Below are 20,079 nucleotides of genomic sequence, written 5' to 3' on the forward strand. Positions count from 1 at the left end.
AGGAGAAATAGTATGGGATGGTATGCGCTTTTTGTGGAAACGGGCAGTGAAGACATTGTTCAGAAATGCTTGAAGTCACAATTCGGCCAAGCAGATTTGTATTCATGTGTTCCGAAACGGCTAGTTCCTGAAAAAAGAGATGGGGAATTTTACAGTGTCGTCAAAACATTATTTCCTGGCTATCTATTGATTCATACGAAGATGACTCCGACCATGTATTATGAGCTAAAAAAAATACCGAAGTACTATCGATTGCTTCGCAATTCAACGTTTATGCTAGACAAAGTTAATCGAAGGGCACAGAAGTCAATGGAACCATTTTTAGAAGTGGGACATCCAGACAATAATTGCGACGATTTTTTCAACGAAATAGATGAGGGCGAAATCAGACAGATCCTGCAGCTCATCAATCATGAAAATATTATCGAGTATTCGAACGTTATTGTAGAAGACTCCAAGGTATGTGTTCAATCTGGGCCGTTATATGGCTTAGAAGGGATGATCAAAAAAATTGACAAGAGAAAAAGAAGAGCACAAATTACGATTAGTTTTTCGGGTGGTGAGCGCTTGATTGATGTAGGAATTGAAATCTTGATGCCGGATAGACATGACATGGGAGAGGTTAATGAAAATTTGGGTTAACGAAAGGCGATAGACTCCATCACTAAAAAGAAGAGGGGTAATATTTTGTTTATCGAAAATCTTGAACTTACGAAGCAACAAAAAGAGAAGCAAGAGGAATTTAAAGCTTTTGTTGATTCTGAAGTCGTACCCGTAGCAGCGCATATTGATCAAGAGGAATGTGTGCCCAATTCCGTGCTTCAGAAGATAATGGAGAAAGGGTACTGGGGAGCACCGATCCCTGCTGCATACGATGGGGCTAACATGGACTACATTACTTACGGGTTATGGAATGAAGAGATTGGTCGCGGTTGTGCAAATTTACGGAATATCATTGGTGTTCAAGGGATGGTCACTTCCTCTATTCTACGGTGGGGCTCCCAAGAGCAGAAGCAGTACTGGCTGCCACGGATGAGTTCAGGCGAGCTCATGGCTGCATTTGCGATTACAGAGTCCCAAATCGGAAGTGATATCAAAAACCTTCAAACGAAAGCTCAACGAGTGGGAGAAGAGTACGTTATAACAGGACAAAAAAACTGGATCACCTTCGCACAAAGAGCGGATGTCTTTTTGGTATTTGCACAATGTGAGGGACAAGCCGTAGCCTTATTAGTTGAACGAAATACACCGGGCCTAACCATCCTTCCGATAACTGGCATGTTAGGATTCAAAGGATCCATGTTAGCTGAATTGCGTTTTGAAGAATGCAGAGTGCCGACCGATAACTTGGTTGGTAATGTCGGCTTCGGGCTATCACTTGTTGCTAATAACGGCTTAACTCATGGACGGTATAGCACAGCTTGGGGAGCCGTTGGCTTAGCTCAAGCTTGTTTGAATGCGAGCTTAGACTATGTAATGGACAGAAAACAATTTGATCACTATTTGAAAGAGCATCAATTGATTCAACAAATGATTGCTGATATGGTGACCAATACGATCGCTGCAAGGCACCTCTGCTTCCGAGCAGGCCAGTTATGGGACAAGAATGAGGTAACCGCTACCTTTGCTACTTCGTTGGCCAAATATTTTTCTTCTGTCCATGCCTTTAAGGCGGCGAAGGATGCGGTTCAAATACACGGAGCGAACGGTTGCAGCCGTAACTACCCTGTTGAGCGATATATGAGGGATGCCAAGATTATGGAGGTTGTAGAAGGAAGCACCCAGATTCAGCAGGTCTTAATTGCACAGGATGCATTTCATCTATTAAAAAACTGATTTGAAAAATCAATCAGAATAGAAGAAAGGAATGGGTATTACGATGAATAATAGTCATTGCATTCTACTTGATAAACCAATCTCCATTAACCACGCCGAGGAGTTAGAAAGACGGATATTTTTCGTCTCTGCCAACATCCAGCAATTTCAACTGATTAAAGGTGAGAGTACGATTGATGGCATTGAGGTCAGCCTCTCGCCAGGAACCGACCCAGTTGAAATTAAAAATAAACTTATCTCTGTGATCGAAAACGAAATTTTGCTTCAAATGGTGATACCACCACGAGTTGTTTGGGAATCCAATAAAAGCGGGACGAACTTTCAGGATGATGTATTTGATAAATTGCTTGAAAACCAAATGGTTTATGAGATGGGTGAAGGCCAGGTATGCTTTGGAGATAAGCTGATCCTCTTAATGGACTCCTTAGATCGATTGATTAAAGAGATGACGATATCTCAATTTGGAGCAACCGAATACCGCTATCCAACATTAATTTCGGCAAAAGCCTTAGAGAAATGCGGATATTTCAATTCGTTCCCACATTTCTTAATGTTTGTTACGAGGCTTCATAATGATATTGATAATTATCAAGATTTCCTCGATGAGTACAAATCTCACGACAAACTCGATTCCTATTTACTTCCCTACTGTCAAAATGTCGACTACTGCTTGCCTCCAACCATGTGTTACCACACCTTTCATCAATTCCAAAATACGCAGCATGCTGAAACCCAAAATCGTGTCGTTACAGCTATCGGAAAATCGTTCCGTTATGAATCTAGGTATCATCGCACCTTAGAAAGACTATGGGACTTTTCGATACGTGAAATTGTGTTTATGGGATCCAGAGATTTCGTGTTGGATAGCCGACAAAAATTTATGGAAGCATCGTTTTCTCTGTTTCAAAGATTAGGATTGGAAGGACACTGCGAGATCGCTAGTGATCCATTCTTCTGCAGCCATGATACGGCGGCGAAAATATTTAATCAAAGAATGCAAGAACTCAAATACGAGCTCCGATTAAAGGTTGCAAGCGATCGAACCATTGCAGCAGCCTCTTTTAATTTTCACGATCACTTCTTTGGTGAGCAATTTAACATTAAACGTGGTGAAGAAGATTGGGTTTCAACTGGATGTGTTGGTTTCGGTATAGAAAGATTAGCATATGCGTTTATTTGCCAACACGGTTTGGATGAGAAACATTGGGCAAAGATTCTATCGAATGCATGTCCAGAAGCTCTTCTCGCTGAATAAATTGCGCCACGATGAACCTTCGACTGCTTGCCTGTGATGAAGCAACCTATCAAAGCTGTTTTTAAAATTTTATAATTATGGGGGATTGGATGGAGCAACAGCGTCTATTTCAAATCTTAGAACTCGATGGCACATTACGAATTGGCAATATGGTAATCAACGAGAAATTGGCCATAGAGATGTACAAGCTTCTTGTATTAAATCGGGTATTTGATCGGAAGCTGGTGAACATGCAGCGAAAGGGCCAAATCGGTACTTATGCTGCGTTCGAAGGGCAGGAGGCAAGTCAAGTTGGAAGCGCTATGGCTCTGATGGAGCAGGATTGGATGTTTCCTACCTATCGAGATCATGCAGCGATGCTGACCTTCGGATATGAGATGGTAAAAATCATTTGGTATTGGATGGGTAGAATTGAGGGGTGTGTCCCACCCGATAACCGAAATATCCTTCCTCCTTATGTCCCGATTGCGACACAGATTCCCCAGGCAGCGGGGGCTGCCTGGGCTAGTAAATATAAGAATGAACGTGCTTGCTCTCTTGTTTACTTTGGCGATGGAGCAACCTCAGAAGGGGATTTTCATGAAGGATTGAATATGGCCTCTGTCTTCAAAGCGCCAGTAGTGTTTTTCTGCCAAAACAATGGCTATGCAATTAGTGTTCCGTTCTCCCGTCAAACTGCCAGTGAAACCATAGCGCAAAAAGCAATCGCTTATCAAATGGAGAATGTTCGGGTTGACGGTAATGATGTATTTGCTGTGTATGTTGCGACCAAAAACGCCTTGGAAGCTGCAAGAAGCGGTAAGGGGCCTACTCTAATAGAAGCGGTAACGTATCGATATGGTCCTCACACGACTGCTGATGACCCAAGCCGCTATCGAAGCACTGAGGAAAGTGAGTCATGGAAATCACGAGATCCAATACTGCGTTTAGAAGTATATTTGCGCAGACAGGGTGTACTGGATCAAGATGTACAAGAAAAAGTTGCTACAGAAGCGGAACGATTAGTGAATGATGGCATTCAATATGCACTCACAATTCCAAAATCGGATCCAGCAATCATGTTTAATCACGTGCTTTCCAATAAACCGTGGAATATTCAAGAGCAGGAGAGCAGTTTCAATCGCTTTATGCAAGAGCATCATCAATAGATTTCACGGAGGGACTGGATATGCAGAGGGACTTGAATCTCGTTCAGGCAATAAATGAGACCTTGGATTTGTTATTGGCCGAAGATGACAAGGTACTTCTCCTAGGACAAGATATCGGTAAAAATGGCGGTGTCTTCCGTGTGACCGAAAACTTGTTTCATAAGTATGGTGATCAGCGCGTAGTAGACACTCCTTTGTCTGAAGCCGGTATAGTAGGTTGTGGAATTGGTTTGGCGTTGAATGGTCTTAAACCCATTGTCGAAATCGAATTTTTGGGATTTATCTATCCTGCCTTAGAACAAATCTTGTCACATCTCTCAAGACTGCGTATGCGGACACAAGGCAAATATGAAGTTCCGTTAATCATAAGAGCTCCCTTTGGGGCTGGGGTACGTGCTCCTGAGCTGCATTCGGAGAGCATTGAGTCTCTTTTTTTCCAATCACCAGGGTTAAAAGTCGTCATACCTAGCAACCCCTATGATGCCAAAGGTCTTCTTATTGCTGCGGCAGAAGGCAATGATCCCGTCATTTTTCTAGAGCCTATGAAAATTTATCGCAGCGTGCGTCATCCTGTACCACAGCATCGATATTCGGTTCCACTTGGTAAGGCGAACGTTATGAAAGAAGGAACAGATATCACAGTTATCTCTTGGGGCTCCATGGTTTGGAATGTGGTTCAAGCGGCGGAGCTGCTTGAGAAGTCCCACGGCATTCGTCTGGAAATTGTGGATCTTCGTACCTTGTATCCGTTTGATATCGAGACGATTCAGGAATCCGTAAGAAAAACGCAGCGGGCCGTGATCGTACACGAGGCTCCATTGACAGGTGGTGTAGGAGCAGAACTTGTCGCTGTGATCCAGGAGCGAATGTTCAGTAATTTGAAATCTCCAGTAAAGCGAATCACGGGATTCGACGTTCCCATCCCTCAATTTTCAATCGAAGATTATTATCTGCCGTCTACCGACAGAATTGTTCATGAAATCGAACAAATGCTAGTTTCACTGGAGAGGTGAGCCGTTATGAAGTATGAATTTTATTTTCCGGAACTTGGTGAAGGACTTTTTGAAGGATATATTGTAGCCTATCTCGTCAAAGAAGGAGAACACGTCGTTGAGGATCAGCCGCTTGTAGAAGTCCAGACGGATAAGGTGACAACTGTGCTTCCTTCACCGGTTGCAGGGGTAATTGACAAACTGCCTTATCATCCTGGAGATGTCGTCACAGTTAACGATGTAATCATTGTCATTGATCACGGGAAGGGGGCAGCGTCAGACGCAGTAAATTTCGAGTGGTTAACAATGGACGCGACGAAGGGAAAGAAGGCTGCATGGAATGATTTTGGCATCAACCTAGGTGCCTATCCGAACGTAGTCGTGGACAATTCGCACGATGATTCGATTGTAACAATGACCTCCATGCGCAAGGAAATAGCGAATATTGTTACCAAATCAGTGCAAACCATTCCTCATGTAACGGTTTATGCAGAGGCGGATATTACAAATCTGCTCATGCATAAGCAAAGATTACAGATGAATCATGGCGTACGCTTCACATTGACACCAATCTTTTTGAAAGCATTATCTCTAACGCTAGGCCAATATCCGTTGTTTAACGCTCATGAGCATAACGGTTCATTGAAGCTCTTTCCAGCTCATAACATTGGGATTGCGGTGGACACGAACGACGGAGTCGTTATTCCTAATATTAAACAGGTGAATGAAAAACCAGTTGATGCATTGGCTGACGAGATTAATGATCTCATCGAGAGAGCAAGGTCAAGAAAATTGTTATTTACAGATTCACGAGAGGGAACAATTACAATTAGTAATGTGGGAGCAATAGGGGGAGGCTTCGCAACGCCAATTATTTTTTATCCCCAAGTTGCTATTGTTGCCTTATATCGTGCGGATAAAAAAGCAGTTGTCACCGAGAATGACGAGATTGTCGTTAGAAAAATGCTTCCGATTACGTTAACGTTCGATCATCGTTTCTTTGATGGTGCAGACGGACTCCGATTCATCAATACCTTTAAGGCTAATCTAGAGAGTCAATATGAAATATATTTGGATGAACTCCATTTTCACAGCGTAACGTCTAATTCCTCATTAAACGAATAATATTTATGGAATGACACCCTTGAATTAGAATACTTTCCCATCCAATCCAACATCCAAGACATTCATTTACATACATTTGCAAAAGAGACCTAAGGGTGCCTCACTTGATTAACTTACCGAATATCGCTGACATCTGGAATAGGAACGAAATGTAGTTTGACTTTTTCCATCTCCCTAGGAAATTGGGAAGCGAGTCAAACCCAAATTCAAAAATATGCTATGAGGAGATGTAAGAAGAGTGAAAAATCTGATCGAATTCAGAAACGTAACAAAAGAATATAAAGTAGGGGAAGTACCGATCAAGGCTTTGGCTGGTGTTGATTTTTCCATAGCAGAAGGGGAGTTCGTTGTTGTTCTAGGTGCCAGCGGCGCCGGAAAAAGTACGATTCTGAATATCCTTGGCGGCATGGATACGGCTTCTACTGGACAAGTGCTTGTTGGCAATCAAGAAATCACGAAGTTGAGCGAGAAAAAATTAACTGATTACCGTGCCGAGAAGGTTGGCTTTGTATTTCAATTTTATAACTTAATTCCGAATTTGAATGCGCTAGAAAATGTTGAATTTGCCACGGAAGTATGTAAAAACCATCTGGATGCAAAAGATGTGTTATCCAAGGTTGGATTAAAAGACCGCATCAAAAACTTTCCTTCCCAACTATCTGGAGGAGAACAACAACGCGTAGCGATCGCGCGAGCCGTTGCGAAGAATCCGTTGCTCTTACTGTGTGATGAGCCGACTGGGGCATTAGATTATGTGACAGGCAAAGCCGTGTTAAAGCTTCTTCAAGATTTGAACAAGGAAACGAAGAAGTGCGTGGTCTTGGTCACGCATAACTCTGCAATTGCTCCTATGGCGGACAAAATAATAAAGGTAAAGAGCGGGATGATCGAGAGCGTGACGATCAATCAGGACAAACAGAATGTTGAAGGGATCGAGTGGTAATGATGAAGTTATTTCTAAAATTACTCAGAGATATCAAACAATCGATCGGACAATTTCTCGCGTTTGTGTTGGTTATCGCAGTGGGCGCTTTTTTCTATGCAGGCTTGTTCACGTTAAGCGGTAATCTTAGCGATTATACGAAGGCTTACTATACGGCACATAATTTAAGCGATTTGAATGTTTACTACGATCACATATCTAAGCAGGATGTCACAAATTTAAGCGAAAACCAGGGGATTAACAAAATCGAAGCACGGTACACCTTGGATGCAACACAAGTTTTTGAAAATTTGAAGGCTGCAATCAAAATTCACTCGATTCCCGCTAATAATGAAATTAACACACCTACAGTCATTGAGGGCCGAATTCCGTCAGGAGCGGATGAGGTCTTGCTCGATTCCCATTATGCTAAAGAGCATAAGTACCAAGTCGGTTCTCAAATTCATCTCAGCGTGAATGACAATCCGATGACATTCACCATTAGCGGCTTGGGCGAAAACGTGGAGTATGTGAAAAAGAACGAAATTCAAGATCATAAATCCTCTGGAGTGGCCTATATAGCAGAAGCTGCTATTCCACGAATTGCAGGCAGTTTAACCTATAATGAAATCTTGGTTGATGCGAAGGAAGGTTACGATATTGACCAATTGGGCCAAACCATTAAAGCGCAATCCACAGAACTGACCTATGTGAACCAAGTCAGTAAAGAGCGCACATTCGGCTATTCCCAACTGAAGCAAACCATTCATAACAATAACTTAATGAGCAAGGTCATCCCGCTCGTTCTCTTTATTATCGAAGCGATTATTCTATTCCTCACCATGACGCGAATTATTGATTCGCAGCGAAATCAAGTAGGTATCATGAAGGCGCTGGGTATAAAAAACCGAAACATCATGCTCCATTACATGGGCTACCCGGTACTTGTAGGGATTATAGGCTCCATTCTAGGCTGCATTGCTGCTTCAAGTATATTTATTCCATTAGTTAAGGCATCTAATGCTAAGGCCTACTCGCTGCCTGACATTGCCTTCTCTATGTCCTTAACTTCCGTGATTCCTCCCATTCTTGTCTCTAGCGCGTTCGGAATCCTGTCCTGTTACTTAAGCGGCAGAGCCATCCTTCGAGAATGTGCAGCTCAGGCAATGCGCCCCAAACCACCTAAGAAGATGAAGAAGCTGCTCGTCGAAAGAATTCCAGGTATCTGGAGTAATATTTCTTATAACTACAAGCTCATCTTGAGAAATATATTTTTAAATAAACCAAAAGCAATCGCCAGCTCAGTTGGCGTGGTGGTGAGTACGGTATTGTTAATTACAGCTTTTGGTACAATGACATCTTTGCAAAAGGTTGCCGACCAAATTGAAAAGGTGAACACCTATGATTTAAGAGTCGATTACACGAAAGAAAGTGCCCCGAAGACGATAAAACTCCCCGCGGGCATTAAGAGCAGTTATGATTTATCCAACTTTTCCGTGGAATTCATAAAAGGAGACACTAAACAAAATGCTACGTTAATTGTTACAGAGAAAGAAAACAGTCTTATCCACTTCTTCGACGAAAAAGGCAATTCGATCGCTTTGAACGATAACGGTGTGCTGGTACCCCAATCGTATGCCAACAACTATCAGATTGCAGAAGGGGATAGCATTCAAATCAAGTTCACTTCGCCAGAGTTTGCCAACAAAACAGTTGAAATGAAGGTAGTACAAATATCCACCCAGTTTTCGAACCCTTCGTTCTATATTACGCCATCGTATTTGCAAAGCTTTGGCATCGAATACAAACCAACGTCGCTAGTAGTAGAATCAAGCAGCGCTTCAGACCTTCCTAGCGTTCGTCATTTCTTCGAACAAGATAAACAGGTAGATACGATTGCGGATAAGGCAGACTTGAAGAAATCCGCGCAATATATTTTGAAGCAAAATAGCTTTATTTTCATTATGTTTATTATCAGTGCCATCATACTTTCTTTTGGCGCAATCTATACGATATCCTCCATTAACATTTATGAGCGAAATCGTGAGCTGGCCACATTAAAGGTATTAGGCTATCCGAAGCCCAAAATAAACCGGCTTATCTTCTTCGAGAATATTATCCTTACCACCTTTGCGGTTATTATCGCGTTACCGATTAGTGGCTACATGTATACCCTTGTCGTGAAGGCGTTGTCCAGTGCCCATCAGCAAATTCCGAATCAATTAAACCTATTCGTCATGCTGATAGCGGTTATTCTTGCATTCGTGCTTACTATTCTTTCAAGCTTACTGCTACGGAGAAAAGTATCACGAATCAATATGATTGAATCGTTGAAGAGTGTGGAGTAGTGAAAAAACAGCCTTACGTTCTCTGAGAACTGTAGGCTGTTTTTTTATATGCAGCAAGAGATTCTCGATCGTTAAGAAACCAACCAAGAAGCCAAGAAAGGAATCCTTTAAGGAGGAGATGAGACAAGATGAGTGCAGAAAAATCCTTTACCAAACCTGAGATTACGGCGTATTTGGCAGAATTAGTGGAAGACATTTTGGATGAAAAAGTGGAGGATTACAACGAACCATTTATCAACTTGGGATTAGTCTCGGTTGACATTCCACTATTTACGAAAAAAGTGTCCATGCAATTTGGAATGGAAATCGAAGTTACATCGATTTTTGAGAACTCGAACATCAATCTGTATGCAGACTTCTTATACAACGCATTAAACCAATCAGATGCTTTTGCAGTGAGTAATGAGGATCTGGACGGTGCCTCGGATGGGCCTAATTCCGATGATGATGTTGCAATTGTCGGAATCAGCTGCCGCTTCCCAGGGGGAGCCAATAGTCCTGAGGAATATTGGGACGTGTTAATGAACGGAATTAATGGCATTTGTGATATGCCTGCAGATCGATGGGATGTTGATCACTATTTTAGTGATAACAAAGAAGAGCCTGGAAAGATGTATTCCAGGAAGGGTGGATTTCTGAACATACCCATTGATCGATTTGACCCGAAATTTTTTAATATGTCACCCAAAGAAGCCAAGTCTCTGGATCCACAGCAGCGACTGCTGCTGGAACTGACGTGGGAGGCATTTGAAAATGGGGGCATCAATATTGCTCAGCATTACGGAAGCAACACGGGGGTATATATCGGAATCGCCGGAGAAGAGTATTCGTTCGGCCACTATAAATCGGGAGATTTAACTAAAATAGATGCCTACTCGCTTACTGGAACAACGTTCAGTACCGCTTGCGGCAGAATCTCCTACACGTTTGGGTTTGAAGGGCCTTCCTTCTGTGTGGACACCGCATGTTCTTCCTCTCTGACTGCACTTCATTTAGCCAGCAAAGCGATTAAATCTGGTGAGGTAGATACCGCAGTCGTGGGTGCGGTGAATTTGATGATTTCACCTGCCGTTCATGTGTGCTTCTCCAAGCTGGAAGCCATATCTACCGACGGACAAAGTAAAAGTTTCGATGCTGCAGCAAATGGATATGGTCGAGGTGAAGGCGGCGGGGTGTTGCTCTTAAAACGCCTGCGTGATGCCAAAAAGGATAACGATAATATTCTTGGTATCGTAAGAGGAACCGCGATCAATCAAGATGGCAAGAGCAATGGATTAACGGCACCGAATGGGTTAGCTCAAGAAAAAGTAATCACGAAAGCATTAAAAGAAGCAAGATTGAATTATTCCGATGTTGATTATATGGAAATGCACGGAACCGGTACTAAGCTTGGTGATCCGATTGAGGTGAAGGCCGTTGTCAATACCTATGGCAAAGATAGAGCTATGGACAATCCGCTTCAGATTGGTTCGGTGAAATCGAATATTGGGCATTTGGAAGCGGCAGCAGGAGTGGCTAGTATTATCAAGGTGCTATTAGCGTTCAAAAATGAGGTTATCCCTGCAAATTTGAACTTTAATGAACCTAACCCTTTTATTCCTTGGGAGAAATCACCGGTTTCCGTTATTGCTGAAAATACAGCTTGGAAAAGCGAAGGTCGAGTAAGAAGGGTGGGCGTAAACGGTTTTGGCTTCGGAGGCTCCAATGCCCACATCATCTTGGAAGAGCCGCCTAAGAGAGAAGCGCCACAGACAAAAGATACTGATCCTATCACTATCGTAAAAATAGCTGCCAAAAGTGAAAAGGCATTAGTCGAAAATGTGAAAAGCAATCTTGCATATTTGAAGAGAAACCCTCAGATTGCGATCAACGATTTTGCGTATACCAATAATAAGGCCAAGGCTGATTTTGCTTACAGGCTTACGGTTACAGGTCAGAACCGAGAAGAGTTAGTGAACAGGCTGCAAGCCTACATAGATACGAACAACAAAGCGGGGATCTCCACGAGACATCGTGAACACATCGATATGCATCAGGACACCAAGCTGGTGTTCTTGTTTACGGGACAAGGATCGCAGTACGTCGGCATGGGGAAGGAGTTGTACGAACATAACCCTTCGTTCCAATTGGCTTTTGACCAATGTGATCGATTGTTTGAGCCGTATATCAATAAGTCGTTAGTAGAAATGATCTATAGCGATAAATATACTGGGAAAGATATTGCGAGAACCCTCTATGCACAGCCTTTAATCTTTTCAATCGAATATGCATTACTCAAGTTCTGGGAGCGTGTAGGGGTTACTCCTGGAATCGTGCTGGGCCACAGCATAGGGGAATATACTGCAGCAGTTGCCGCCGGAATCTTGACACTTGAGGACGCAGTGAAGCTGGTTGCGCTTCGCGGTCAACTGATGGATTCAGCTCCGGGAGAGGGAGCAATGTCGGCTATTTACACAAGTAAGACTGTGGTCGAAGATCTGCTGAGAGGCTATGAGGGTAAGGTGTCTATTGCCCTGCATAATGCAGAAGAGAGTATCGTAATATCCGGAGAGCGGGATGCTGTTGAGGCAATCTCGACGGAAGCAGAGAACAGAAAAGTGAAAGTGAATCGACTGCATGTATCCCATGCATTCCATTCTCACTTAATGATTCCGATATTGGAGCAATTTCGAGATGTTGCGCAGAATGAGGTGGAATTTAGAAGCAGTAGGCTGACCTATATATCGGCCACCCTCGGGAGAGCCGTGGAACAAGATGAAGTATTAGACGCCGACTACTGGACGAATCACATCAAGGATAAAGTCGATTTCTACCATGCATTATCCCAATTACAGGATGCGCAAAACACCATTTTCCTCGAAATTGGAGCAAACAACACATTATGCTCGCTTGGCAAGCTCATCCTGAATAAAGAGCATCTGTTGTTGAACTCTCTTGATATGAAGAAAAATGCATGGGAGCAAATCATGCATTGCTTAGGGGAACTGTATTGCCATGGCGTATCGATCCTGTGGGAAGGGCTTGAGACATGCTTCAATCGTTCATACAATCGAGTAGCATTGCCTGCGTATGTGTTTGATCGGGAAGCTTCTTACTGGATGCAGCCAGTGTGCTCTCATGAGGACAGCATGCCTGCGCTTGCAGGTACTGACTACCATCCGCTTATTGGACAGAGAATCAGCACTCCATATCTAAAGAATAGTACTCTGTACCAATCTACGTATACAGTAGAGAATCCGTATTTCATGCAGGAACATATTATCTTTGATACCGCGATAGCTCCTGCTGCTGCTCATATGTCTATGCTCATCTCGATTGCTAAGGATTTCCGTAATCCTGTAAGCAGTACGATATCCAATGTGGAATTTCATGCCCCATTAACAGCAATACAAGACGAGAAGCGGGTTGTGCAATTCGTTATCGAGGATACTAATATTGAGCAAATGAAATTTGAACTTGTAAGTACAGATAAGCAATCACAGCATGAGAATTGGATGACACATTGCAAGGGAAATATTCTCATGTCCCAAGAACAAGAGCGTGAATCAGAGAAGCGTGTGTCGATTGATGAGCTCACAAACAAGTACCCTGAAGTAACATCCGGATACAATGCCTATGATGTAATGAAAAAGTTTGGTTTTCAATTAGGGGACGGCTTTACCCGAATCTCGAAAGTATGGAAGGGTGAAGCTGAAGGACTCTGCTATATCGATCCCAAAAAGGACATTCCAAATGGCAAAGACTACATCGTGTATGCAGGTACGATAGACTCTATCTTCCAATCTATATTCTTTGTATCTGAATTGAGCATGAGAATGGACTCACAAAGTGAGGCGTATGCATTAAAGACCGCTATTCCCATCTCGTTAGGCAAATTGAAATATCACTATAGAGATGCCGAAAGCTATTGGTGCCATATTAAGGTGGATGATTCTCAACAATCCGGCGTAGTGGGCGATATCGATGTCTACAATGAAAAGGGAGAAATCGTCTTTGAAATTGAGAGGTTAATGGCGAAGGTAACGGAGCGGGATACCTTACTCAAAGAAATAAATAATAACGGCGAGCGTCTGCTCTATCAAGTGGAATGGATGGAACAAGCTAGAGCCAGCAAGAATACAAAAGCTGGCGGTAACGAAAAAATGGTACTCATCGGTAATGACCCGGATATCATCGATCGATTCCATGAAAGGTTAAATGGTTATGGAATACCTTCGATTCGAGTCATACAAAGTGATAAATATGTAGAGCATGATGATGATATCTTCTTTGTTTCGTACACCAATAAGCACGACGTAAAGAGGCTGCTGGAAAATATCGCGAGTCGATATAGAAAGGATACCTGCAAGCTTATTTATATAAGTACAGCAGATGAGGCTAAGCTAAATAATCTGACTGCTGACCAATTGAAAGATACCGTTGAAAAGGAATGCAGCGGGTTATTGCATCTCGTTCAATCGATAACTGAATTAAATTACTCAAACAAAATGAAAATCAAGGTAATAACGAATAATGTGCATCAGATAGATGACGCAGTGAAAGGTGCAGCTACATCACTCTATCAAGCTCCGTTATGGGGATTTACCGAAGTTATTCGTCTTGAGCATACGCTGTTATGGGACGGCATTATTGATACAGATACCCATATGCTAAAAAACGAAATAGACGACATTATCAACGAAATCCTACATGGAGAAGAGAAGCAGGTTGTGCTCGGAGAACAGCATAAGAGGTATATTCCTCGGCTGATTAGAAACTCCAAGAGCCGTGCGAATAAAAAGGAGCTTGCGATTCGAATTGATGATGACGCCGCATATTTGATCACAGGTGGCACTGGTTCCATTGGTCAAGTTTACACAGAGTATCTGATCAACAGAGGCGCCAAGAACATCATATTAGTAAGCAGAAGCCAAGCCTCTGGCAAATTGCTTGAAACGATGAACTCGTGGAAGGAAAAGGGAGTGCACATCACCCTTGAACAGGCTGATGTGAGTGACGAGGCTGACGTAATCGCAATGGTACAGAAGTTGAAACAGAACAACCTGACGATTAAAGGTGTCGTTCATGCGGCCGGTATCATTGATGATAAGATGATCAAAGATCAAACCTGGAACAGCTTCGAAAACGCATTCAAGACAAAGGTATGGGGATCCTTCCATCTGCATCATGCATTGCAGGATGAGAGCTTGGATTTCTTTGTGATGATGTCATCTATTTCATCGGTAGTAGGGAATATGGGGCAGGCCAATTATGCGGCGGCCAATTACTTTATGAATAGATTTGCAGCATACAGAAGAAGCCTGGGAATGCCGGCGATGTCGATTTGCTGGGGACCTTGGGAAGAAGCTGGGATGGCGACAAGCAACAGCAATATATTAAAGAATATTGAGAATAAAGGGCTCTATGGAATGTCCAAAGAGCTAGGCAAGAAAATGATTGACAAGGTATTTCATAAGGAGCTTGCTTCCATTGTCGTTGTCGATGCAAATTGGGAGCTATTTAGTCAGCGGACTGGTGTGGATGAGGTGACAGCGTTTTTAAGCAACTTCATCACGAACAATCATTCGCGAGGAACACAAGGTGAACAATCGGCGGCAAAAGAAGATGTCATCGCCAAGCTGCATGAATTAAGTGAAACGGAGAGATCCGAGTATCTATTATCCTTGCTGCATAAAGCTGCAGCTGACATTATCGGATTTCAGGATATCAATCAGTTATCGGTTGATAGTTCCTTTACCGAACAAGGAGTAGATTCCTTAATGATCTTCTCCTTAAGAAATGAAATAAAGGCACTGTTGGATCTGCAAGTCGACATTTCTGTCTTCTTCAATTATCCATCCTTACGGAAATTGAATGGCTATTTAGTAACCGAAGCTATGAGCTTTGAAGAGACAGAACAGAATGGCAGCAACGCAGCCAATAATGAAGAATCCGTCGAGGATATTTTGTCCGAGATCAACTCCCTGCTTAATTAACGACGATAATTTACCTGTTACTTTGTACTTCGGAGGAGAACGTACCCATGAAATTGTTCTGTTTACCATTCGCAGGCGGCTCCAAGCGTGCGTACTCGAACTGGAGTAAACTCGCAAATCGCGCTATAGATATTGAAGCCATCGAAATAAAGGGAAGGGGGGAGAGATTCGGTCAAGACTTCTATCAGGATATGACAGAAGCAGTCGACGATATTTACTCTTTAATAAAAGATCAAATTCAGAAAGACGAGTATGCGCTATATGGACATAGCATGGGAACGCTTCTGGCCTACGAACTGTACTATAAAGTTACTGCAGAAGGACAACGGAAGCCAGCGCATATTTTTTTCTCAGGCAGGCAATCACCCATTGTGAAAAATAACATGTATGTCAGTTCCACGATGCCTGACGATGAGTTTATTGCAAAAATCATTGCCTTGGGAGGCACCCATGCAGAGCTCTCGCAGAGCAAAGAATTAATGAGGTTTTATCTTCCTGTATTAAAAAATGACATCAGAATCATGGAAAACTACGAGTTTCAGCAAAGAGCAGAGAAAATTAAATGTGACATCTCCGTATTTATTGGGCTTGAAGATAGGATTGATGGCAAGCAAGAGATTGAATGGGATGACTTATGCGAACAAAGGATCAAGTTCTATCATTTTATGGGGGATCATTTTTTTATTAACGATCATACCAGTACAATCGTGAATATTATGGAGGGCGAATTATTGCCTGAAAAATGAGGGTGGTCATGAACAAGTTAACGGATAACAAGCGGGCATTTCTTTTTCAGGGTGTTGGAGCGGACTATCGGGAGCTCTTGGGCATGTTGGAAGAAGGCCAGATTCATGCCTTGAAGGAGTACTGCTACACGGTAAATAAGGAGATTGGAATCGATTTGCTCGGCTATCTGTTCCACTCTCAGCATATCGAATGCGACAGGATGTTCTACGATTGGATTACGATTTATACATGTGATTATCTTGTGTATCAGCAATATGTCGATTCAGGCATAAAGCCTGCCATTATGGCTGGTTATAGTATGGGCTTAATTACGGCTATGGCTTGTGGCAAGTCCATTTCTTTTGCCGACGGACTGCGAATGCTTCAAACGATTTATGAATACCCCAAAGGCTTTGCTATTCCATGCAGTATGGGGGTAATCGTTGGGAAGACGTACAATGAGGTTCACGATCTCATCGCCCGAGGAACATCGGAACATGACGTATATATGGCTAGCGAGAACAACGATACGTGTCTGGTTGTCTCAGGAATTAAGGACAGCGTTGATCGGGTACTGAGACTCGCTGAGCAAGAGGGAGCAATCAAGGCTTCAACCATCAATGCTCCCTATGCGTTTCATTCACCGTATGCAGCAGAAGGCATTGACAGGTTCGTGCATCTTGTCGAGGAGATTTCGATTTGTGATGGCGATATCCCGATATTATCCGTATTTTCGCAGACTGCCATCCAAAGCGCTTCTGATTTAAAGCATGAACTCATCAAAAATATGACAAGCCCAATGAACTGGAATGCCTCCATCCTCACATTAGGTCAGTGGGGGATTGAAAGTTTTGTTGAAGTTAGCTTGGAGGATTCCCTTACGAAAATATCAAGACTCATCAATCTGGATGCTGAATTTTTAACGTATAAAAAGTTCATGCGATTGAAAATGCCAAGCAAGTAAAAATACTATTCAATGAGGTGTATCACGATGGAAGAAATCAAAAACAGAACAAGAGCATTTTTGAGCCAGTTTATTAAGAAGAAAGAACTGCAGGATCAAGATGATATTTTCGCGACTGGAGATGTCAACTCTCTCTTTGCTATGCAGCTGGTGATGTTTATTGAGAAGGAGTTCGGCATCGGCATTGATAACACAGATTTGAATTTGAACAACTTCCGGTCTATTGAAGCCATTTCTACGTTCGTCGCAAGCAAAAGTGCTGCAGTAAGTCAATGATTATAAGAACATAGGAAATGAGGCTTGAAGCAGTTAACCGTTCTCGCTCTCTTTTCTGACTTTTCTCTACGGTACTTGGTTTATTGGATGGATTGAGTCCTGCTCAAGAGCACTTCTTGGCTGTCGAGTCGGGATAGTATTGATAGCTTCTGTGCAGGACTCGAAACTATGTATGTTTGTGAGCTTTGAATTTAATAATTCGCGTTAAGGTATAACGATTCCAGCTCGTTCTATGCCTTAAACGATGCGAAGGGGATGGGTGTAAACATGAAGGTGATTGGAGTCATTGGTGCAGGCGTTATGGGAACTGGCGTTGCGCATAATTTTGCATTAGCCGGGTATGACGTAGTACTTGTTGATATTTCCGAAGACATTCTTACGAGAGCTAAAGAGAAAATTGCCAACAACATTCGTTTTCAAGGCTTATACAACAAAGATTTCGCGGCGGAGAAGCCAGAAACCATTCTGAATCGAATCTCCTTTACTATGGATTATGATCGATTACAAGATGCAGACTATATCATTGAGAACGTGCCGGAGAAGTGGGAGATCAAGAGAGACGTATATCTAAAGCTTGATCGAATCTGCCCCGATCATTGTATTTTTTCTGTTAATACTTCCTGTATTTCGATTACCAAGGTTGCTGCCCTTACAAATAGGCCGTCAAAGGTCATTGGCTCTCATTATATGAATCCAGTCATCATGAAACCAGTAGTTGAAGTGATCAAAGGATACCATACTTCGGAGGAGACCATTGAAGCTACTGTTCATCTTCTCTCGACCTTGAATAAAGAAGCGATCATCGTTAACGACTTACCAGGCTTTGTGTCTAACCGTATTTCCCATTTGTTTATGAATGAGGCTGCATTCGTGGTTCAGGATCAGGTTGCAAATCCGAAAGATGTAGACGACGTATTCAAAAAATGCTTTGGACACAAAATGGGCCCGCTTGAAACCGCTGATTTAATCGGTCTGGATACCGTTGTACAATCACTGGACATTTTATACGAGAGCTACCAGGATTCAAAATTTCGTTGCTGTCCGCTTCTTCGTAAAATGGTTGAAGCCGGAACACATGGAAGGAAGAGTGGACAAGGATTCTACTCTTACCCGGTGTACGAAGGCAGTTTCGTGAAAGCATAATCAAACAAGTGTTGGACAAGGGAATCGTGTTCGGTGGGCGAGGGGATTATCACTCCATACTGAGCGCGATTCTTTTGTTTTAGCTCTCGACAGGAGGAAACATGGAGAATACAAGCGAACCTAAAAAGCGGTTGTGGTCGATGAATTTCTTTCTACTCTGGCAAGGACAGCTGGTTTCTGCGCTAGGCGATTCCATCTATGAAATTGCCTTAACCTTCTGGGTACTGTACGAAACCGGTTCACCAGGTTTGATGGGGGCATTACTGGCGACATCGTTGCTGCCCAAAGTTCTCATATCACCCTTTGCAGGTGTCATTGTAGATCGAACAGACAGAAGAAAAATGATCCTTTTAATGGACTTCATACGAGGGATATGTATTCTGTTCGTCGGCATTGCAGCCATATTGGGATATCTCGAAATTTGGATGGCTTTTGTTGCGGGGATTATTCTCGGTACGTGCGCTGCATTTTTTAATCCCGCAGTAACCTCAACGATCCCTGACATTGTTCCCTCTTCTCAGATTGTACAAGCTAGCGCTAATTTAAGTATGTTGCGTGCCATTTCTCAAATCATAGGGCCTTCATCTGGCGGTCTGCTGTATTCTCTCATAGGCGCACCCATTTTATTTTTATGTAATGGTATTTCTTATATCATTTCATTTATTCTCGCATTTTTCATGAAGGTACCGAAGTCAACGAGTCAGGATCAACAATTCAACTTCTGGCAAGATATGAAGGATGGTTTTAGGTACATCTGGAAAATGAAAGGGCTAAGAGACTTAATTGTTTTAGCTGGTTTTTTGAATTTTTTTGCAACGATAAGCATTGTATTGCTTGCACCGATGTTTAAAAATGCAGAGAACCTAGGTGAAGTTAAATACGGGCTCGCCATGGCCATCTTTACATTAGGTATGCTTGCGGGAATGATATTTACTTCCGTATTTCGGATCAAGCCTGACCACAAAAGTATGGTACTAACCGTATCAGGATTACTGGCAGGGATTGTTTTCTCCATCGCAGTCATGATGAATAACTTTATTATCATGGCTATTTTGTTATTTATCGGCGGCATTTTCAACGCAATTGTAAATGTACTGATCGAATCAACGGTGCAATTAACTGTTTCTCAGGAAATGAGAGGCAAGGTATCCTCGCTTAAGGGAACTCTTACGATGGGACTTGCACCGCTGGCGATGTTTATTGGAGGTATATTAGGCGAATTTTTCCCAATAAGATACATTGTATTTACAGGCTTCATGGCAATGACCGTATTGTTTATCCCTTTATTTTTCTTAAAATCCTTTAAGGCTTTTATTCAATACAATCCGGAACAGCAAAAAATTGGAGCGTAATTTCGAGAGGAAAAGGG

The 20,079-nt window shown here is 42.5% G+C and carries 14 protein-coding genes; all 14 read left to right on the forward strand.

The genetic code is table 11. The annotated features are described in order from the left end of the window. Nucleotides 1–12 precede the first annotated feature (12 nt). On the forward strand, nt 13–642 hold the full coding sequence (gene loaP / locus RQP50_RS14825) for an antiterminator LoaP (RefSeq protein ID WP_072730866.1): 630 nt from the start codon (nt 13–15) through the stop codon (nt 640–642). Nucleotides 643–687: 45 nt separating this feature from the next. After that, entirely contained in the window at nt 688–1,836 is a 1,149-nt protein-coding gene (locus RQP50_RS14830) for an acyl-CoA dehydrogenase family protein (protein ID WP_315745867.1), read from the forward strand. A 31-nt stretch (nt 1,837–1,867) separates the two neighbouring features. Then, on the forward strand, nt 1,868–3,091 hold the full coding sequence (locus tag RQP50_RS14835) for a class-II aminoacyl-tRNA synthetase family protein (protein ID WP_315745868.1): 1,224 nt from the start codon (nt 1,868–1,870) through the stop codon (nt 3,089–3,091). An 89-nt stretch (nt 3,092–3,180) separates the two neighbouring features. Further along, nucleotides 3,181–4,239 (forward strand): pyruvate dehydrogenase (acetyl-transferring) E1 component subunit alpha, encoded by a 1,059-nt coding sequence (pdhA, locus tag RQP50_RS14840; protein WP_139295409.1) that lies wholly within the window; start codon nt 3,181–3,183, stop codon nt 4,237–4,239. Nucleotides 4,240–4,259: 20 nt separating this feature from the next. After that, nucleotides 4,260–5,252 carry an alpha-ketoacid dehydrogenase subunit beta gene (locus RQP50_RS14845; RefSeq protein ID WP_072730869.1) on the forward strand — a complete coding sequence of 331 codons (993 nt, stop codon included), beginning with the start codon at nt 4,260–4,262 and terminating at the stop codon, nt 5,250–5,252. Between the two features lie 6 nt (nt 5,253–5,258). Then, entirely contained in the window at nt 5,259–6,356 is a 1,098-nt protein-coding gene (locus RQP50_RS14850) for a dihydrolipoamide acetyltransferase family protein (protein ID WP_072730870.1), read from the forward strand. Nucleotides 6,357–6,594: 238 nt separating this feature from the next. Further along, entirely contained in the window at nt 6,595–7,299 is a 705-nt protein-coding gene (locus tag RQP50_RS14855) for an ABC transporter ATP-binding protein (protein ID WP_072730871.1), read from the forward strand. Between the two features lie 2 nt (nt 7,300–7,301). Then, nucleotides 7,302–9,626, forward strand: a complete 2,325-nt coding sequence (locus RQP50_RS14860) for an ABC transporter permease (RefSeq protein WP_315746149.1) — start codon at nt 7,302–7,304, stop codon at nt 9,624–9,626. Nucleotides 9,627–9,754: 128 nt separating this feature from the next. Beyond that, nucleotides 9,755–15,601, forward strand: a complete 5,847-nt coding sequence (locus RQP50_RS14865) for a type I polyketide synthase (RefSeq protein ID WP_315745869.1) — start codon at nt 9,755–9,757, stop codon at nt 15,599–15,601. 47 nt (nt 15,602–15,648) lie between these two features. Then, entirely contained in the window at nt 15,649–16,347 is a 699-nt protein-coding gene (locus RQP50_RS14870; protein WP_315745870.1) for a thioesterase II family protein, read from the forward strand. A gap of 8 nt (nt 16,348–16,355) precedes the next feature. Then, the gene (locus RQP50_RS14875; RefSeq protein WP_315745871.1) at nt 16,356–17,291 is read left to right on the forward strand and encodes an ACP S-malonyltransferase; all 936 of its coding nucleotides are present in this window, start codon (nt 16,356–16,358) and stop codon (nt 17,289–17,291) included. A gap of 27 nt (nt 17,292–17,318) precedes the next feature. Beyond that, entirely contained in the window at nt 17,319–17,567 is a 249-nt protein-coding gene (locus RQP50_RS14880) for an acyl carrier protein (protein ID WP_028532981.1), read from the forward strand. 267 nt (nt 17,568–17,834) lie between these two features. Further along, a complete protein-coding gene (locus RQP50_RS14885) occupies nt 17,835–18,710 on the forward strand; it encodes a 3-hydroxyacyl-CoA dehydrogenase family protein (RefSeq protein ID WP_083545298.1) in 876 nt (291 codons plus the stop codon). A gap of 101 nt (nt 18,711–18,811) precedes the next feature. Next, nucleotides 18,812–20,062 (forward strand): MFS transporter, encoded by a 1,251-nt coding sequence (locus RQP50_RS14890; RefSeq protein ID WP_315745872.1) that lies wholly within the window; start codon nt 18,812–18,814, stop codon nt 20,060–20,062. Nucleotides 20,063–20,079 lie beyond the last annotated feature (17 nt).

The sequence above is a fragment of the Paenibacillus suaedae genome (assembly GCF_032337355.1).
GTDB classification, from domain to species: domain Bacteria; phylum Bacillota; class Bacilli; order Paenibacillales; family Paenibacillaceae; genus Paenibacillus_B; species Paenibacillus_B suaedae.